The sequence below is a fragment of the Burkholderia sp. NFPP32 genome (assembly GCF_900119325.1).
GTDB lineage: Bacteria > Pseudomonadota > Gammaproteobacteria > Burkholderiales > Burkholderiaceae > Burkholderia > Burkholderia pyrrocinia_C.
This window is the reverse complement of the sequence record NZ_FPJP01000009.1, coordinates 152,768-168,660: the sequence shown is the minus strand read 5'-3', so window position 1 is coordinate 168,660 and position 15,893 is coordinate 152,768. Positions and strand designations below refer to the sequence as shown.

Below are 15,893 nucleotides of genomic sequence, written 5' to 3'. Positions count from 1 at the left end.
AGGTCGCCATGTGGCGTCGACACGCCCCCGCATTCATCGCCTAGTATCGCGCCGATCGTCCCTGGCAGGGGTGCGTGCCGGCGGCGACCCGAGCGCCTGATATGCGCACCGGCCGCCCGCGGATCACGCGTGCAGTTTCAGCGCGCGGTCGCAGACGTTCTCGACGGTGAAGCCGAAGTCGCGCATCAGCTCGGCGCCCGGGGACGACGCACCGAAGCATGCGACGCCGAGCATGTCGCCACGATCGCCGACATAGCGGTGCCAGCCCTGCGACACGCCCGCTTCGATCGCCAGCCGCGCACCGACCGACGGCGGCAGCACGGCATCCTGATACGGCTGCGGCTGAGCGTCGAATAATCTCCAGCAGGGCAGCGACACGACCCGAACCGCCACGCCGCGCGCGAGCAGCTCGGCGTGCGCCGCCAGCGCGAGCCCGACTTCCGAGCCCGTCGCGATCAGGATCAGCGTGGGGCGTCCATCGGGGGCATCGGCCAGCACGTAGCCGCCGCGCTGCAAGCCTTCGGCCGGCGCGAACCGGAGGCGATCGATGGTCGGCACGTCCTGGCGAGTCAGGACCAGCGCCGTCGGCCGCTCGCGGGCTTCGAGCGCCACACGCCACGCGACGGCCGTCTCGTTGGCATCCGCCGGTCGAATCACCAGCAGGCCCGGGATTGCGCGCAGGCCGGCGAGCTGCTCTACCGGCTGATGCGTCGCACCGTCCTCGCCGACCGCGAGGCTGTCGTGCGTGAACACATAGATCACCTGCAGGCGCATCAACGCGGCAAGCCGGATCGGCGGACGCATGTAGTCGGAAAAGATCAGGAAGGTCGCGCCGAACGGCAGGATGCCGCCGTGGGTTGCCAGGCCGTTCAGGATCGCGCCCATCGCATGCTCGCGCGCGCCGAAATGCAGATTGCGGCCGCTGCGGCTCCAGCCTCCGCCTTCGGAGCCTTGCCGATCAAGCGCGTTCATGCCGGCGGCCTCGAAATCGCCGAGCCCGATCAGTGCGGTGAAAGTGGATGGATTCAGATCGGCTGATCCGCCGACCAGCGAAGGTACGCGGGAGGCGAGGGCATTCAGCACCTTGCCGGATGCGACCCGTGTCGCCATGCCTTTCGGATCGGCCGGAAAGACCGGGATATCGCGGTCCCACCTGTCGGGCAGCGTGCCGCGCGCCTTATTCAGCAGCATCTCCGCCAGCTCGGGAAACGCGCGCGCATAGGCTGCGAACCGCGCGTTCCAGTGCTCTTCCCGTACTCGTCCCTCCGTCAGCGCGCGACGAAAATGCGCGAGCGCCGGTGCGGGGATATGAAACGCGGGGTCGGGCGGCCAGCCGAGGTTGTGCTTGGTCAGGCGCACCTCGGCGTCGCCGAGCGGCGATCCGTGTGCCTGGTACGTGTCTTGCCGGTTGGGCGAGCCATAGCCGAGATGCGTGCGCACGAGGATCAACGATGGACGCAACTGCTCGGCACGTGCGTTGACCAGCGCCGCGTCGATGGCGGCCAGGTCGTTGCCGTCGTCGACCGTTTCGGTATGCCAGCCGTAGGCGTCGAACCGCCGCGCGCGATCTTCGGTAAAGGTGATCGCGGTGCCGGCGGACAGCGTGACCCGATTGTCGTCGTACAGGCAGATCAGCTTGCCGAGCTGCAGATGGCCGGCAAGCGATGCCGCCTCCGCCGCGACGCCTTCCATCAGGTCGCCATCGCTGACGAGTGCATAGGTGTGGTGATCCACGATCTCGAAGCCGGGACGGTTGTAGCGCGCGGCGAGTTGCGCTTCCGCTATCGCCATGCCGACGGCGTTGGCGAAGCCCTGGCCGAGCGGGCCGGTCGTCGTCTCGACACCCGGCGTGAGGCCGCGGTCCGGATGACCGGGCGTGAGGCTGCCCGATTGTCGGAAGTGCTCGATCTGGTCGAGTGCCAGATCGTAGCCAGTCAGGTGAAGCAGGCTGTACAACAGCATCGAACCATGTCCGGCCGACAGGATGAAGCGATCGCGATCGAGCCATGCCGGATTGGCGGGGTGATGCTTGAGATGGCGCGTCCATAACGCATAGGCCATCGGCGCGGCGCCGAGCGGCAAGCCCGGATGGCCGCTCGCCGCTTTCTGCACGGCATCGATCGACAGGAAGCGCAGCGTATTGACACAGAGCGCATCGAGTGTCGAATCTTCGGTCGACGGGAAACAGGTTGAGGTCATGCGGATGCTCCTTGGCGTCCGGTCACGCCATATCCCGCACGGGATCGGGTTGCGTTGGCTGCCGATTGCGCGGGGCTGCGTTATCGGTTTCCGTTATCGGTTTCCGTTATCGGTCTCCGTTCCAATATCCGTGCTTGCCGTAGAACTCGTGCAACTCGATTTCGTAGCTTCGATGAACGAGCTGCGAGTCGTCGTATAGAGGGCTCCGGCGGATTGCATCGCGCGCGAGCGTGGTCGATACCGTTTTCGTCGACCAGTCCACCTGGTCGAGCCAGTGAGTCGCGATCAGCACTTCCTTGCCGGTCGACCACCAGCTCGACGTGTCGATCGCCAGATAGCGGATCACCCATGCTTCATCGTCGTAAATGAAGTCGGACACGTGACCGATATGCCCGTCCGTGGCTTCGAGCCGATATCCGTCGACCTCGCCGGTGCTGCGCAGATGCGTATCCGCCGGTGCGCTGGCCGGCGCGGTGTGCGAGAAAAGCGGGTCGCCTGCTTCAGGGTCCTGCGACGGCCCCGCGGGATCGAAAGCCGGGTACGCGCCCATCCCCCAAAGGTTCGGGCCGCCCCAGTAAGTCGGGTAGTTGTAGTACCGCAGATACTCGATCTCGTGCTGGCGCGATACCGGCTTGTGCGTGTCCAGATTCGGGCTGTCCCTCACCTGCTGTTGCGTGAGGCTGACGTATAGCGTGCGCGTTTCGGGATCGGCATGCGTGACGGAATACGGCGAGATCAGTACCTGCCTGTCGTGCAGCCAGTCCCCCGTCTCGACGACGAGGTAACGGATGCACCAGTTGTCGTCGTCGAAGTAAGCCTGATGGATGCGCCCGATATCGCCGTCCTTCGCTCGAACCGTGTCTCCATGCAACCTTCGGATGCTTCGCAACATGATGTCCTCGCCAGATCCATGCCCGGCACGTCGGTGATTCTGCTGACATGCCTGCCGTGCGGTGGCATCCAGCCGTTCGTCCGCCGATGCGGAACGATTCCTGCCGATCGCGTCCCCTCGGACGGCCGGCATGTTTGAGACGCTACACGCGACGAACGGCCGATGCGGTACGAAACCGTACAAAGCGCGCAAGGGGGCGATCGGGCGGCCCCCCTCCCGGCATGTCGCGAGACATCCTCCCGAGCATCGTCATCAGGATCGCGAAGCAGTGTGGACCGCCCCTGTCGACGGGCTGCCGGGTACACGGGGCGGCCGGATTCGGTTCGCGCCTCAATGCAGTCGCAGTGGTATGAACGGCGACAGGCCCGGCACCGGTGCCGGCGCGTACACCATCGGAGGCGCGCCATAGGCATCCTCCTCGCCACCGCAATAGCCGTTGCTTCCATACCGGTAATGGTCGTAGTGGCGACCGCCCTGATGCGTCATGCGCGCGGGATTGCCCTGGTCCCGACCTTGATTTCGACGTCATCGGCGTGCTCGTCGCGCGATGTCCGGCGTTTTGCGGCGAATCACGCTCGTGCCCGGCGGGATGTCCGAATCGGGTCTATGCTGGTCGTGACCGACGGCCTTATACGCTGGCGTGCCGTACACACGCCGGACAGTCGAATCCGGGCCAGTCCGGTCTGATCTTCAGCTCCATGGAGGCGGTTATGCGCAGCAGGTATCGGGAGCAGCATACGAACGGCGGCAAGAGCGAGCGCAATGTCGACGACGCGGTGGAGGGGACGTTCCCCGCCAGCGATCCGCCGTCGATCGGCGGTGTCACCAGGATGATTTCCAGACCGGCCCACCGAAAGCATCACCGGAGGTCGTCGCACATCAAGCACCGTTAGCGCAGGTTGCGCGGCGCGGGTCAGTGCCCTGAGTGACCGCGATCCATCGAGTCTTCGCCGGTATTCGGCGATATCGCTGAACGCCGGGGTATCGATCGGAGCGAAGGCAAGACGATATTTCCGACGTGCCCAGGTATGGAACCGCACCGATTTCCAATGCCGGTGCGCGCAGCGTTTTATCGTGCGCCGAGGACCGTTTTCGATGTCGAGACCGTGCACGAGATGGATATTCCCGGATCTTGTCCAAGGAGAAACTCATCCGCCGTTGACGGCTCGTTCTTTGTAGGCCCGACTACCTGTCAGATCGAGTGCCGGCCAATACATGTCGACCCGCCGCTTGCACGCCTTCGCAGGCGTCAAGGGCATCTGCGGCAAAGGCCGGTACGATGCGGCGCGGTAGCGGCTAGAGCCGCTTCAGATCGGGAAGCAGGCGATCGAATTCACGTTTGACCACGCTGTAGCATTCGCACACGCGTTTTTCGAGCCCCGGCCGATCCAGCACCTCGATATGGCCGTAGTTGTAGCGGATGAGGCCCGCGTCCTGCAGCTTTAATGCCGCTTCCGTCACGCCCGATCGGCGCACGCCCAGCATGTTGGCGATCAGCTCCTGCGTCATGCGCAGCTGGTTCGAAGGCAGGCGGTCGAGGCTGAGCAGCAGCCAGCGGCACAGTTGCTGATCGATCGAGTGATGCCGGTTGCACACCGCGGTCTGAGCCATCTGCGTGATCAGCGCCTGGGTATAGCGCAACAACAGGCGCTGCATCGCGTTGCCGCGCCGGAATTCCTCTTTCAGGATGCTCGCGTCGAGCCGATAGGCATGCCCCGCGCTTTGCACGACGGCCCGACTCGGTGTCGTCTCGCCGCCCATGAACAGCGATACGCCGATCATGCCTTCATGCCCGACGATCGCGATTTCGGCGGACGAGCCGTCCTCCATCACATAAAGCAGGGAAACGATCGACGTGGTCGGAAAATAGACGTGATGAAGCTGGCCGCCCGACTCGTACAGCACTTTTCCCAGCGGCATCTCGACGAGCGTCAGGTGCGCAGCGACGTGCGCGCGCTCGTTTTCCGGCAGCGCGGCAAGCAGGTGATTTTCGGTAAGGGGCGGGTTGTCCTGCATGCATGGCTCCTACGCTTGCGCTCGGCTGACGATGGAGAATTCGGCCGATGTGGGCGCAGCGGGAATCGGCGGAATGGGCAACCATCATACCTTACCGATCCGACGACCGGACGGAAGGGGGGCGGCAATATGTCCCTTTTTCCCAATGACTTCGGAATGACCGTTCGAATGCGAATCATCCTTCAAAAATTATAGTGCCGGCACATGTCTCATCAAGGTGTGCGCAATCGCGCGCGCTCGATACGGAGCCGATATCTCACGGCGCTATTGACGGGAAATCGAGGTGGCCAGGCCTGCGCGGCGTCGACCACTGAATGATGCGAAGCGATGATTCGCGTGCGTTCGGTACGTTGGCGGACAAGCGCCGGGCACGGGCACGCCGACGTGCGGATCAGGCGAGTTTAGTTCAGATCCGCCACCGCGCCGTCGGATCGCCGCGTTGGCCGACTTGCTCGCCCGGCCGGCTTCGAGCACTACAGCGTCGTCAGCTTCGTGATCTTCGTTCCTTCAAGCGTCACACCCGCCATCAACCCGCTGTTCGTCAGCACGAACGCTTCGATCGGCGCGGTCGCGGTGCTGGTGTCGACATTGCCGTTCGCGCCCACTTTCAGTACTGCCACCGATGCATCGCCGCCCACCGACCAGCCTTCGCTGCTACGGAACCGGTCAAGCGCGTCCTGGGTCATGAACAGGAAAATGATGGCTTTCGATTGCGCGCCGATCTGCAGCCCGATCGAGCCGGTCGTGGTGCTGTAGTACCCGACCGTGTTGCCGGCAACGCGTAGCGAGCCTTCGCCGTATTGGCCGCCAATCCAGAAGCCGGCCGCGATGACCGACGGGAACACCAGCACGCCGCGCGCCTTGCCGACGAGTTCACGCGAGCCGTTGGCGCTGGAGTAAAGACGCGCGAGGGTCGAGTCGACACCTGCGTCGATAGTGTGGCGCTTGTCGATCTGGTGGCCGCTGGCATCGGATGTTCCGGTCATCGTGCAACCTGAAACCGCGAGGGAAATGGCAAGGATGGATCCCGGCGTCCCCCACAGAAATGTTCTTCGCAGCATCATCGTCTCCTGGTTGTTCGTGGAGCTTTCGAAGCTACGCCAGGCCGGCCGCGGACGCGGTACGACAGCGTACAAAGACGCGACATCAGCCCTCGGCCCGTGTCTCGCTCAGCTTCGCTGCACGTGCGTCTTGTATGGGTTGCGGACTCAACCCGTCGATGCCACGCAGCCGGTCCGACAACGTATGCAAAATCAAATTGCAGAGATTCACGATGGCGACCAGGATCCTGCACCTGTCCGCTTCGACAACCGTCTTTCACCGTACAGACACGCAATCTCGTTGAAACGAGCATGTCTCCTGCAACCATCCAGTTGTGCGTGATCTTTTCACGAACATCGATGTGGTTTACATCAGTGGTGAATGATTCCGTCATTCGTCTCCGGTCGATCGAACGAAGCACCGCACTCGAATGCGACTGGCAAGGAGAGCAACATGCGTGCGTCTATTTATGTCTGTCTTGCGGCTATTGCGACCGTGCTTGCCGGATGCCTTTGGGTGCCCGGCGACGGCTATCGTGGTGATCGAAACGGGGGGTATGGCGGCGCGTATGGCGGTGGTCACGAAAGCGGATGGAATCGAGACGACACGTCCCGTGATCACATGAATCGTTCCTGGCATCCCGATGACCAGGGGGCGCATAGGCCGGGGCAACGGGAAGGATGGTAAGTCGGCTGCGGTCATCACATGAAAATGTCCGGTCAGCGTCCTTCCGGCACACGTCATCGTGATTCGATCGCGTCGTTTCGCGAAGCTGGCGACCCTGATGCCCCGTCGCTTACGTCCTGCCAGACTCGAGCAGGTTCTTCAGCGCCGCCATCTGTTCCTTCTGCATGTTCAGCAATTCATTCCATTGCTCCTCGCGCAACCCGTCCAGCTTTTCATGGAGCAACATGATTTCGAGTTCGGCCTTCAGATTGATTTCGTAGTCGTGCTCGGCAGAGACCCGATCCTTGTATGACTGCCGGTTCTGCGCCATCAGGATAATGGGTGCCTGGATAGCTGCCAGCATCGAGAGAAACAGGTTGAGCAAGATATACGGGTAAGGATCAAAGGCTTTGCTGTACGTTGCCAGAATCAGCGAATTCAGGCTGACCCAGACGACCATGATGACAATGAAGCACGTGATGAATATCCACGACCCGCCGAAGGCGGCAACGGCATCTGCTGCGCGCTGGCCGCGCGTCGCCGCCGCATCCAGCTCTTTCGTGGCGTCTCTCGCTATGTGCTTTCGTTCCGAGACGAGACGTGCAACCTTCTTCGTGCGCTCGTCCAATGATTCATAGGGTATGCCAAAGAATTTTTCGGCAAGCTCCGCAGGTTTATGCATGCTGCCCTCCGCGCGCGGTCGCACAATCAGAACAGAATAGAACCTCGGTAAGGTCATGAAAAAAGCTGGTTGCGCAACAATCGCGAAGCAACGAAACCGAAACAGCCCGAACAGCGGCCTCTCCCGGTTTCGTTGCCATCCAACCCAGCGGACAAAGCCCCGTGCGATCTCGCACCCTATCGGAACTGAAGCGGTATGAACAGGTTGATGCCTGGCGTCGACTGAGGAGCATAGACCACGGGTGGTGGCGCATACACATAGTCCTGATTGTCGTAGTAGTCGCCGCGACGGTAGTCATTGCCCGGATGTCGATAAGCCTGCCGATTGCCGTGATCCCACTGATGCCTGTGGTTCTGCAGATAGCCGTTACCCATGCGATGTTGCTGTGGATAGCTTTCGTAAGGCCGATAGCCATCGTTCGCGCCATGCTGCTGTTGGCTCTCGTAATTGCCGTAGTCTGCGCCGAAAGCCGGCGCCATGGACATGCCGCCGATAGCCAAGGCCAAGCTGACCATCGTCGTGATGCTGGTCATTATCGAGCCTATGAACGCGGCGCGTACTTCTGGGGTTTTCATGATGTTCTCCTGTCCGAGATCCGGGACCTGCGTGCGGCACCGGTCTGCTTTCTGCCGCGGGTGTCTCGAGATCACCCCTTCTTTGCGGAGTGGTGATGGTCAGTCCGGAAAATCAGATCGGCATTCTTCTTCTGGGCGTCGGACATGCTGTCGTACAGCGTCTGAAACGCAGGAGTGAGCTTTCTGATGCCGTCCGCATGAGCGTCGGCGACCTGGCCGTAGGACTTGAGATCATCGACGGCGCTCATGCTGTTTGCATGACTGGTTCGCGCCTGTCTGAGCGAGTCCATCGAGGCCGCATTGTCGCGCATGACTTGCGCGACCTTGTGCCAAAGTCCTTCCTGCGCAGCGGTGATCTGAAGCCTGTCGTGAAGGTTGTTGATGCGCGTCTCGATCGGGTCGTGGGTCGCAACGGTCATCGCGCTTGCAGGTGCTCGAGTCTGCGCGGGGGAGGCAGCGCTCGCAGGATTGGCGAGTGCCGTTATCGCGAGAAAAACCGCTATCGCGAGTGCCGGTGCAACTCGCGGTCGGGATGGAGGGGCAATGCGTCTCATGATCGATCTCCAAAGGAATTCGACGGACTCACGAGGGGATTGCCGTCATTGCGGCCGAGTTCGATCGAATGGATCATCTGTGCGCTGACTCCCGATCGACGTCTGTCCGGTGCCGGACGCTTGCGCGCGGGCGTTGCACTACTGAATCGAGGGAGCAGCAAGTGACCCAACTCGAGGACGGTGCCCGTGCTGCAAATGCAAGCACCCGCACGTCCTTGTCGCCGTATGCCCGTTACGCTGAAACGGCGTCAGGCTTCGGCTCAGGGCCGAACGCGCTTGCCGTGCCGGTCGAGACAATGCATGCGTTGACCATGTCCCTGATCGAAGTGGCATAGTGATCGGCGCCGATCGCACTCTGGAGATCTTTGCCCCACTGATCGGTATCGCCTGCCGGCCAGAGGCCGACGACGATCAACGCGTCCGGCAAGCGTTGCCGCACGCGTCGCAAAAGGTAACGCAGGTGGGACGGGATTCCATTGATGCGTAGATAAAAAATGCACACCGTTGTCACTGCGGTGACGTCCAGACCGTCGATCCGGACGCGCGAGGCCGCGTCATGGTTGACCACCCGGCAATCGAGATCGTGCTTGCCGAGAAGCTGGACGAGAATGGCCGATGCCAGCTCGTCGAGGGGCCCTCGGCCTGCTATGCAAAGGACCTGATTGTCAGCACGCCGAACCGGGGGTGTTTCGATGCTGGGCGAAGAAGCATTCGAAGCCGATTGGCTCGATGCTTTTTGTCCGGCAGCACTCGGAGCCAGTGCGCCCCAGTCGGGCGCTGCTGCGTCGACAGCCGGATCGGTATCCGCGAAGCCATCCAGGCCCTCGATGAGGTCGTTGACCGTGGTCTCGATTCGCGTCAGTTGTGCGGGCGTTACGCCACCGCGCAAGACGTCGTCGGCCGCAAGCTGCAAGCCCTTGAGGACGATTTCATCGTAATACGAGGAGAGCGGCCGGTCGCGAAGCAGTACCCCGGCTTGCTCTACTGCGTCGTCGGGGTCGCCGGCGAGCGCTCGCTGATAAAAGTTTTCGACTGGCGTCAGCGCGGGCTGGTCGCCAAGCAGCACGTCGAGAAATTCGAGCCGCGTAACGTGGCGACCGAGGACCAGCAGGCAAAGTGTCAGCGGAGTGGACAGGATGAGCCCGATCGGCCCCCATATCCAGCTCCAGAAAATCGCGGCGACGACGACCGAAAACGGGGAAAGGCCGGTGCTATGGCCGTATAGGAGTGGCTCGACGGCCTGACCGGCCAGCAGCTCGACGGTCACGAAAAGCACCAGCGACCAGACCGCCATCGACCATTCCGGACTGACGGCTGCGGCGAGCGCGGTAGCCAGAATGGCAGAGATCCAGATTCCGACATAGGGGACAAGGCGCAACAGCGCGGCCAGAATTCCCCACAGCACCGGGCTGGGTACGCCGATGATGAACAACCCGGTCCCGATCACGATGCCCACGCCGGCGTTTACGCCGAGTTGCGAAACGAAATATCGACTGAGGCGCCGCGCGGCTTCGTCCATTGCGGTGGTGGTCCGATGGAGATCTCGCGAACCAAACAACCGGATAGCGCGGTCCCGAAGATCATCGCGCTGCAACAGAATGACGATGGTGACGACAAATACGATGAAAGCCGTCTCGAGCGGACGGACGACGGGAGATAGTATGCGCCGTGCAAGCTGGAATGGTGTCTGGGATGGCTCGCGCACCTTGACGGGAAGCACCGCGGGCTGTTGGACGCCGGACGCGGATGGCGCCGATTCGCGCGTCGCTTGCGGCTGATCCACGATGGCTCGTTGAAGCGCCTGGCCAGCGGCACCCGCCAGCCGGTTCAATTTTTCAATCGTGAATCCATGCACGGCAGAGATCTTGTTGTCGATACTCGCCTGATAGCGCGGGATGCCAACGGCGAGATCCGTGATTTGGGCGGCGATCACTCCCCCAAGGACGACGATCACCGAGAGCGACATCGTCACCGCAAGGAGAACCGAGACCACATGGCCGAGCTTGATGCGGCCAAGAAGATTGGCCAGCGGAGCGACCAGGAAGCTGAGCAGAATCGCGAGCGTGACCGGGATCAGGATCTCGCGCGCAAAATAGAGGGCCGCGACGACCGTGACGCCAACGGCAAGCGTAATCAAACCCTGCACGCCGGGTGTTTCAGGAGGCTCGATGCGCGCCGCTGGTCTCGCGGGGCGCGATTCCTTGAAATCGAACATGACGGCTAATGCCCGCGATATCGTCCATTCTGGTGGGTGCTTCGGACCGGTGCGGATGCGTCCCATGCAAGCCGAAAAACTCGACGTGCCGACCCCATTGGCGATCAGCCGGTCGATTCAGGTACTGCGACGGGCAATCGGCGCGTTGTGTCAGCGATTGCTCCCGTGCATGTCATGCGGCGCGGCGGGAACGATGAAAGTAAAACGGGACGATCCGTATCGAACGCGCTAAAGCAGACATTTCGAGCGTGCGGCCTACGTTGCTCGCCGTCTGGATTGAAGTCGGTACGGTGCCGTACCCGGCTTCGCAAAGTTCCCCTTTTCGTCAGCGCGGCGGCGGCCTGACCTGCGATTCAAATCAAGCTGCGCCAACGACACAGGCATGCCAAGGGCACGCTGACGACGCGAGGAGTCGAGTTCGCTCTGCGGCGCTCCAGATCTCGGGGCGGCAAAACGGATATCTCGATGTCCTCCACCGTACCGACTGCGTGGCTGATCAATGTCAATTTCACTTTGCCGGGCAGGTTTCTCACACACATTGCAGATGTCCAACGACATCAAGTTGAACTGTGCGGCGATACCTCGCGCAAGGCCCGGAAGGTTCCGGGTCCCAAGCGCGGGCGGCGACGGGTTCGTTGAAACACTCAGTCGAAAGGAGAAGGTCCATGTTGGGAACAATACTGATTGTCGTGCTGGTGCTCGTATTGATCGGTGCGATACCGACCTGGCCGCACAGCCGTTCGTGGGGCTATATGCCCAGCGGCTTGCTGGGCGTGGTGCTGATCGTCGTAGTTGTGCTCCTCCTCCTGGGGCGGATATAGGCTCGAGAATCCTGTCAGGAAAGGCCCCTTCGTGGATCATCGTTGCCGTACCGTTGCATCTCGAAACGGGCGACCGGCGCGCATCCGTGAGACCGGGTAGGCGCGCTTCAGCTGCGGGCGATGAACATTGCCCATGAAACGACGAAGGCGCGCGGCGCGACGATCCTGATCCCGAGGTCGAAGGTGGAGAACCTGAATCCGGCGCTCGCGCTTGCGGTTGCCTGGTATGACGCGGCAAGCGCCGCCTTGCGCAGATCGCCCGCAATCGATTCCGATGCAAGGCGGCCGGGCAGGTGGTACGGGTAACGAGCATGGCGGACTTATCAGGTCCGCGCAAACTGACATGAGAAAAACCCTCCTCAATATGCTGGCCGCATTCTTCGCAGGCGGAGTCGGGCTTGCCCCCGCGCCGAGCCACGCCTATGCGCTGGACGCGCAGTTCGACTGCAAAACCGATGCGCACGCGTTCATCGTGCGCCTGTTCAATCACGGCTATATCGATCGCGATCCGATGCGGGTCGAACAGAATTCGGTCAACGCGTTCCGGCCTACCCGCAACGCCGCGCTCACGGTGTTTGGCTTCAACGTCTATGCCGTGTTCGCCTATGCGCAGTATGACGCGCTGTTCAGGCCGGGGACCGGCCAACCTTTGCCGGGCTCGATTTACGGCGTCGTCGTCAAGGCGCCGATCGATTCGGTCGAAGCCCATTCTCGGTTAGCGGGCAGCAAGGCCGTCGCGCATCAGGTCATTCCGTTCATCCTCACTGCCGTCGTCTGTGCAAGGCCCTGAGACTGGCCGGCCCGAGCGAGTACGGAGGCCGCTCCGGTTCCGCGTGCCACGCGCGCGAGCAAACCGTCCGGCATCGGACAGACTGAGCCCGTACATCCCGTGCATAACTACCCGACCGGGCCGAGATTGGCGGGCAATGATGCGATTCTGTCGTCAGGAGATTCGCGAAGATTTCGTCGCCCACCAACGGGCCGCGGCATCGTTGCACATCGGATGCCGATTGAACCATACGTTTCGATACCGGGATCGCGCACGTTGTTCAGATCAAGTCGTTCATACGACGCATTGGAGAAAGCGAATGAAAAGAATCTTGTCGAGTCATACGTCGATTCGCACCGCACTGATTGCGATCGGGCTGGTGGCCGGGTTGGGCATCGGCACGACCTGCTTCGCCACAGGCGACAGTTCGATATCCAAAACTGCCAGCAACGTCGGCACCACGATCGATGACACCGCTATCACGGCGAAGGTTAAAGCCAAGCTGATGGGTGAAGAGGGTCTCGGAAAATCCGATATCAGCGTCACCACCGCCGACGGCGTGGTCACACTCGACGGGGTGGTAAGCAGCTTGCATGCGAAGTCGGTGGCCGAATCGGCGGCCCGGTCGGTCGACGGGGTTCAGCGTGTCAGTGACAACCTCGAGGTGCCGACGGGTGCTGGCACACCGGTCAAACATGGCGCCGTCGCGAAGACGGAGCGCGCGGTGTCCGATAGCTGGATCACCACCAAGGTGAAATCGAGGATTCTTTCGGACAGCGTCAGCAAGGGCTTCGATGTGAGCGTGATGACGACACACGGCGTGGTGACGCTGAAAGGCTCGTTGGCGAGCCAGCATGCGATCGATCATGTCAGGAATATTGCCCGAAGCGTGAAGGGCGTCAGACATGTGAATACCGGAGAACTCTTTGTCGCGGGGAAATAGGCCTCCGGAGCAAGTTCGCTCTCCATCTTCAATGTCCTGAATCTCCCGCGTGAACGGCGGGCGCGCAACGGATAAGCGGCGAGATGCGATGCCTGTACGACACGTAACCGTCGGCATTATGTGTACCCGACGCCATCACGGCCGCGGCAGCTGGCGAATTCTGATGCCGTCGTCAACGACAGGTCTGCGAACCGGGCGGAGGGCAACGACTGCTCCGGTAGCGCGTGCCGCTGCGGAAAGGCTGCTTGAACGTAACACTCGACTTTGCCCGTGTAGTGGCGGGCATTTGGCGGGCGACGCGAACGGCGGTCATGCGATGCATATCGCGTGACCGGTGTATGTGCCGTCCATCACGGCGAGCCGGCGATCCGCGCCGGCGTCCCGAGAAACGAACCAGGAGGGAATCATGACGATACCAGACCAGACCCATCGGCCATCGACCAGCGATACAGGTGCCTCGATCGTCGGCAGCGGGACCGGCGAGGGACCAGGCCCCAACGTGATGGAGGCCGATACGCTCAAGGGCAATAAGCTCTTCACGTCTGACCGGGTGGACATCGGGAAGATTTCAGAGATCATGCTGGACGTACGCAGCGGTCGGATCGCCTATGCCGTGCTGTCAAGCGGGGGCTTTCTCGGCATTGGCGGCAAACTTTACGCCATCCCGTGGAGTGCGCTGACCCTGGATACGGACGAAAAATGCTTCCGGCTCGACGTTACCGCGGACCACGTAAAAAATGCCCCCGCGTTCGACAAGGACCATTGGCCCTCGATGGCGGATGAGCAGTGGGGGTCGTCGCTTCACCAGTTCTACAATCGGCAGCCGTACTGGCTGGCGACGCGCGACGTTGTCACGAATCGTCCGCCGGAACACTGAAGCGCACTCGCCAAGCCGGGCGAACGATCTGAACAACAGAGGATTTTCATCAAATACCGATCCATCGGTCGGACCGTGTCATCACCTGACGGCAAAAGATCGCTGCGTCATCCACGAACCAGTTACGTATTGGAGCTCTACCATGAACAAGGATCAAGTCAAGGGAACTGCGGAGAAGGTAAAAGGCAAGGTGAATGAAGCCATTGGCCGGGCCACGCACAACACGAAACAGGAAGTCAAAGGCGATCTCCAGCAAGCGGCCGGCCAGGCCCGAAAGAGTCTTGGCGACGCGAAGGAATCTGTCAAAAAAACCTGATTGAACACGGAGGCTTCACGGGGGGCCATTCCCCCTCGCACCGTGCTTCATGCAACGGGTTACATCTAACTGACATGGGGTCGGCGGTGTGCGATCGGACATCGCGACGCGAATCGGAAGAATAAAAATGGAAGCCCTGGCACGGCAACGGCAGCGGGACCAGGCATCCCTCGCGAATGTGCCTCGTCGACGAGCGCCGCATGCTCTATTGACGCAGCCGGCCGGCGGTCACGGCCACTTGGATTCGTATACCTAGCGACGGATGCCCTCAAGCGGAGTTGGCGAATGCATATCGCACGGAACGCATCGGGACCTCACTTCGGCTACTACCGTACAGACATGCGCTGCCGCATGCGAGAACGTGACGGCGTGTCCTTCGCGCACCGGGATTCCCGGATCTCGGTCGCGAGGCGCGCATTCGAACCGATAACTGGCGCGACCGAGCAAGCCTTTGTTGCGGCAGAACGCCGGGTTTCGCTGCAAGTTCCGTCCGTGTGGCCCAGTGGCCCACCGGTCGCGCAACTGAGCAGGTCAGTGTCTCGCTTGAGGAGAGTTGTCATGTACAACATAGTCTGGCTCGTTGGAGCCGTGGTCATCGTTCTGTTCGTCCTCGGCTATTTCGGATTGAGATAGGGCGTCTCGTTCACGTGCTGGTCACGCGATGGCTGGTCAACGACGCTGATCTCATCCGCGGCAGTGAAGCCGCAAGATGATCCGGATCGCGACAGCCATCGCTTATGGCAGGAGGCGAAATGAAGACGCTCAGGATCATCGGCTACGCCGGCCTTATGGCAATCGCGATCATGTTGTTCGTCGCGATGTGCGCGGTCGTGGAGGACGGCATGATTTCTCGCGATGTGCATCGACAGGGGCTGACTGGCAACACGATTTCCAGCCCCGGATCGCTGAATCGCTTCAGTTAAGTCACCGATTTACCGTTCCCGACATATTTGGAGAGACTCCGGCATTCGACGGGCAGAGGTGTGTTCGCCATTCTCGATGCCCGCATGCTTCGAAAATCGGCTTGCCATTTGCAATCGACGCTTGAGGTCGCGACAGCGCCCGCCACAGGCGGCCGCGATCGCCTCACAGCCGCTCCCGCATGGGTACGGCAGCGTACCGACTTCAGGGCTGGTCGCGCATAGGGTTGGTTGACCTGACAGGAACGCATGTCGCGCCCGTTCGGAAGTGCCCTCCTGCCTCATGCGCGCTATGCGAACAGAGCACGCATCGGCGCCGAGCCCCCTCGGCAGGGCACCTCGACGAGCATCGTTGATGCGCCGCGCTTCCAATGTCATCGCCTCGACAGCAACGGATACCGCGGCCG

Annotated in this window: 14 protein-coding genes and 1 pseudogene; 7 read left to right on the top strand and 8 right to left on the bottom strand. The window is 61.8% G+C overall.

Annotated features, from left to right (window positions below; genetic code table 11):
- Positions 1 to 123 precede the first annotated feature (123 nt).
- The 8 genes from tkt to BT264_RS18900 all read right to left on the bottom strand — a co-directional run bounded on the left by tkt (position 124) and on the right by BT264_RS18900 (position 10,840).
- Complete coding sequence (gene tkt, locus BT264_RS18945; protein WP_072439654.1) at positions 124 to 2,199, bottom strand: transketolase; 2,076 nt, start codon at positions 2,197 to 2,199, stop codon at positions 124 to 126.
- A gap of 106 nt (positions 2,200 to 2,305) precedes the next feature.
- Complete coding sequence (locus BT264_RS18940) at positions 2,306 to 3,091, bottom strand: PRC-barrel domain-containing protein (protein ID WP_072439656.1); 786 nt, start codon at positions 3,089 to 3,091, stop codon at positions 2,306 to 2,308.
- A 1,296-nt stretch (positions 3,092 to 4,387) separates the two neighbouring features.
- Positions 4,388 to 5,107, bottom strand: a complete 720-nt coding sequence (locus BT264_RS18925) for a Crp/Fnr family transcriptional regulator (protein ID WP_072439659.1) — start codon at positions 5,105 to 5,107, stop codon at positions 4,388 to 4,390.
- Positions 5,108 to 5,580: 473 nt separating this feature from the next.
- Positions 5,581 to 6,168, bottom strand: a complete 588-nt coding sequence (locus BT264_RS18920) for a BPSL1445 family SYLF domain-containing lipoprotein (RefSeq protein WP_072439854.1) — start codon at positions 6,166 to 6,168, stop codon at positions 5,581 to 5,583.
- 776 nt (positions 6,169 to 6,944) lie between these two features.
- Complete coding sequence (locus tag BT264_RS18915; RefSeq protein ID WP_072439856.1) at positions 6,945 to 7,496, bottom strand: DUF1003 domain-containing protein; 552 nt, start codon at positions 7,494 to 7,496, stop codon at positions 6,945 to 6,947.
- Between the two features lie 176 nt (positions 7,497 to 7,672).
- The gene (locus tag BT264_RS18910) at positions 7,673 to 8,071 is read right to left on the bottom strand and encodes a hypothetical protein (protein WP_072439858.1); all 399 of its coding nucleotides are present in this window, start codon (positions 8,069 to 8,071) and stop codon (positions 7,673 to 7,675) included.
- A 71-nt stretch (positions 8,072 to 8,142) separates the two neighbouring features.
- Positions 8,143 to 8,490, bottom strand: coding sequence for a Spy/CpxP family protein refolding chaperone (locus BT264_RS18905; RefSeq protein ID WP_072439661.1), 348 nt, complete (start codon positions 8,488 to 8,490; stop codon positions 8,143 to 8,145).
- A 367-nt stretch (positions 8,491 to 8,857) separates the two neighbouring features.
- Positions 8,858 to 10,840, bottom strand: a complete 1,983-nt coding sequence (locus BT264_RS18900; protein WP_072439663.1) for an AI-2E family transporter — start codon at positions 10,838 to 10,840, stop codon at positions 8,858 to 8,860.
- 665 nt (positions 10,841 to 11,505) lie between these two features.
- Here BT264_RS18900 and BT264_RS18895 point away from each other — a divergent pair.
- From BT264_RS18895 to BT264_RS39250, 7 genes and pseudogenes are all read left to right on the top strand, one after another.
- Complete coding sequence (locus BT264_RS18895) at positions 11,506 to 11,661, top strand: DUF3309 family protein (RefSeq protein ID WP_072439665.1); 156 nt, start codon at positions 11,506 to 11,508, stop codon at positions 11,659 to 11,661.
- A 99-nt stretch (positions 11,662 to 11,760) separates the two neighbouring features.
- Positions 11,761 to 11,967: pseudogene (locus tag BT264_RS40000) on the top strand (hypothetical protein); the annotation flags it as partial.
- Between the two features lie 37 nt (positions 11,968 to 12,004).
- Positions 12,005 to 12,451, top strand: coding sequence for a hypothetical protein (locus BT264_RS18885; RefSeq protein WP_072439669.1), 447 nt, complete (start codon positions 12,005 to 12,007; stop codon positions 12,449 to 12,451).
- 298 nt (positions 12,452 to 12,749) lie between these two features.
- Entirely contained in the window at positions 12,750 to 13,373 is a 624-nt protein-coding gene (locus tag BT264_RS18880) for a BON domain-containing protein (protein ID WP_072439671.1), read from the top strand.
- A 406-nt stretch (positions 13,374 to 13,779) separates the two neighbouring features.
- Positions 13,780 to 14,250: a PRC-barrel domain-containing protein gene (locus BT264_RS18875; protein WP_072439860.1), complete on the top strand. Its 471-nt coding sequence runs from the start codon at positions 13,780 to 13,782 to the stop codon at positions 14,248 to 14,250.
- A 142-nt stretch (positions 14,251 to 14,392) separates the two neighbouring features.
- Positions 14,393 to 14,566, top strand: coding sequence for a CsbD family protein (locus tag BT264_RS18870; protein ID WP_072439673.1), 174 nt, complete (start codon positions 14,393 to 14,395; stop codon positions 14,564 to 14,566).
- 752 nt (positions 14,567 to 15,318) lie between these two features.
- Positions 15,319 to 15,489 carry a hypothetical protein gene (locus BT264_RS39250; RefSeq protein ID WP_177318385.1) on the top strand — a complete coding sequence of 57 codons (171 nt, stop codon included), beginning with the start codon at positions 15,319 to 15,321 and terminating at the stop codon, positions 15,487 to 15,489.
- The last annotated feature ends 404 nt before the right edge of the window (positions 15,490 to 15,893 follow it).

Coding starts and splice junctions, on each gene's coding strand:
- tkt (WP_072439654.1), bottom strand. CDS start 2,199: ATGACCTCAACCTGTTTCCCGTCGACCGAAGATTCGACACTCGATGCG.
- BT264_RS18940 (WP_072439656.1), bottom strand. CDS start 3,091: ATGTTGCGAAGCATCCGAAGGTTGCATGGAGACACGGTTCGAGCGAAG.
- BT264_RS18925 (WP_072439659.1), bottom strand. CDS start 5,107: ATGCAGGACAACCCGCCCCTTACCGAAAATCACCTGCTTGCCGCGCTG.
- BT264_RS18920 (WP_072439854.1), bottom strand. CDS start 6,168: ATGCTGCGAAGAACATTTCTGTGGGGGACGCCGGGATCCATCCTTGCC.
- BT264_RS18915 (WP_072439856.1), bottom strand. CDS start 7,496: ATGCATAAACCTGCGGAGCTTGCCGAAAAATTCTTTGGCATACCCTAT.
- BT264_RS18910 (WP_072439858.1), bottom strand. CDS start 8,071: ATGAAAACCCCAGAAGTACGCGCCGCGTTCATAGGCTCGATAATGACC.
- BT264_RS18905 (WP_072439661.1), bottom strand. CDS start 8,490: ATGACCGTTGCGACCCACGACCCGATCGAGACGCGCATCAACAACCTT.
- BT264_RS18900 (WP_072439663.1), bottom strand. CDS start 10,840: ATGTTCGATTTCAAGGAATCGCGCCCCGCGAGACCAGCGGCGCGCATC.
- BT264_RS18895 (WP_072439665.1), top strand. CDS start 11,506: ATGTTGGGAACAATACTGATTGTCGTGCTGGTGCTCGTATTGATCGGT.
- BT264_RS18885 (WP_072439669.1), top strand. CDS start 12,005: ATGAGAAAAACCCTCCTCAATATGCTGGCCGCATTCTTCGCAGGCGGA.
- BT264_RS18880 (WP_072439671.1), top strand. CDS start 12,750: ATGAAAAGAATCTTGTCGAGTCATACGTCGATTCGCACCGCACTGATT.
- BT264_RS18875 (WP_072439860.1), top strand. CDS start 13,780: ATGACGATACCAGACCAGACCCATCGGCCATCGACCAGCGATACAGGT.
- BT264_RS18870 (WP_072439673.1), top strand. CDS start 14,393: ATGAACAAGGATCAAGTCAAGGGAACTGCGGAGAAGGTAAAAGGCAAG.
- BT264_RS39250 (WP_177318385.1), top strand. CDS start 15,319: ATGAAGACGCTCAGGATCATCGGCTACGCCGGCCTTATGGCAATCGCG.